We start from the raw sequence: 1,649 nt of genomic DNA, 5'->3' as shown, positions 1-1,649 counted from the left end.
AAACGGACCCATTGAAAAGCTTTACATTACAGTTTCATCAAAGTGAGTTAGAAAGTATCCAGAAGATCGTCAAAGCAAAGAGTACCCGAATCGAAAAATTGTCCATTCGAAAATACCTTTTGAAAGCAATTTATAGTCAGTTTAGAGAAAGACCTGAAAGAGCTTTCAGAGAAATAGGTCAGACAAGAACGAACCATGAAAAGGGCATGTATTTACGTGCCTTTTTCATGGGAATAGTAAATAGTTCTTCTGAAACGTCGGCTTCGCACCTTGTGCTTAATAGCAAAACTATTACCACAAATTGCATGAGGTTTGAAAAAATGCCTCTCAGAAGCATAAACGCCTAAAAGAGTTAAAGATATTAATGAAAATAACCACAAAATGCATGAGCTTATTGCTTAGGTAAGACATATGATGTTTTAATAACTGACTGATAATCAGCATATCGTTACTTCAGCGGTTCAGTCAAATAACCACAAAATGCATGAGATTTTACAAAACTTCAGTAAAACATTGGGAAATAGCTGGAATTAGTAGGCTATATAGTGCTGATAATCAGACCAGTAATCTACTAATAGTGGGAAAAACCACAAATTGCATGAGGTTGACTTAGTTTCTTGATTATCAGCAGTTTGTAGGCCTGTAATAACCACAAAATGCATGAGATTTTCTAAGTTCATCATTCATCGGTACTAGGTCGAATGGCAAAAAATCTAGAAGTTGATAGAGTCAAAACTTTGCGATTGTTGTAGAAGGTTTTTGTATAATATGTAATTGATTGTTAGACAGACCGTTAAATATTCTACTACAATACAAAACGAGTTGAACTATTTAAAACTAAAAACATAGTTCACCGCTAATTTTTTTACTTTTTTGATTTCACTTTCCTTTCAAAAATGAGCGTGCGGCGGAGCCGACGCAGGCCGAAAAAGAAGCGGGGCCAATTGAATTGATAAAATTGATATTATATTAATTGATTGATTGCTGGAGTGTGGATAACTATGATAAAATATTGACAATCAGTTTATTATAAAATCGTATTACCACAAATTGCATGAGGTATTACCACAAATTGCATGAGGTATTAACCACAAATTGCATGAGATTTCCGGTAGCGTATTACCACAAATTGCATGAGGTATTACCACAAATTGCATGAGGTTGGTACTATTACCACAGTAAAAAGCAACATGTAGTTTTTTATTGTGGTAATTAGTTTTTAATTTTAGCTGATTGTTTAACCGTTCGTGCCTGTCTATGAAAAGTTTAATTCATATCAGTAACAGTCTTAACTTAACGAAACAGGAATTCACTACTGTAGAAAAGCATATTCTGTTGATTACCCTGCTGCATTTGAAAAATCGGCAAGGCTTTGGAGTGAATGTTGATGACAAGCTGGTTGTTACGTTTCCGGTCTACCGATATCAAGGAAACAAATCTGGTTAGGATTAAAGAATCTCTGGATAAAATTACATCGCGGAAAATCTTTTTCGACGAGTCTACCAAGAGCAAAGATTATTTCGGATACATTGTTCCATTCACTTACGCGAACTACGAAGCCAAAGTGGGAGCCCATTCAACGATTACGGTTGAGTTGAACAATCGATGCAATAAACTTTTCCTGGAGCTTGCCAACGGTTACACTACGA

Annotated in this window: 2 protein-coding genes; both read left to right on the top strand. The window is 35.4% G+C overall.

Annotated elements, in window-relative coordinates; translation table 11 throughout:
• The coding region (locus BWI97_RS28805) for a hypothetical protein (RefSeq protein WP_233208084.1) at positions 1 to 347 on the top strand (347 nt) is incomplete at its 5' end.
• Between the two features lie 1,034 nt (positions 348 to 1,381).
• Positions 1,382 to 1,649 (top strand): hypothetical protein (locus BWI97_RS28800; protein WP_233208083.1); only part of this gene is annotated, 268 nt, incomplete at its 3' end.

Origin of the sequence: Siphonobacter sp. BAB-5405, from assembly GCF_002872335.1 — a bacterium.
Lineage (GTDB): Bacteria > Bacteroidota > Bacteroidia > Cytophagales > Spirosomataceae > Siphonobacter.
Note: the sequence above shows the minus strand (reverse complement) of the source record. Positions and strands in the feature narration are given on the sequence as shown.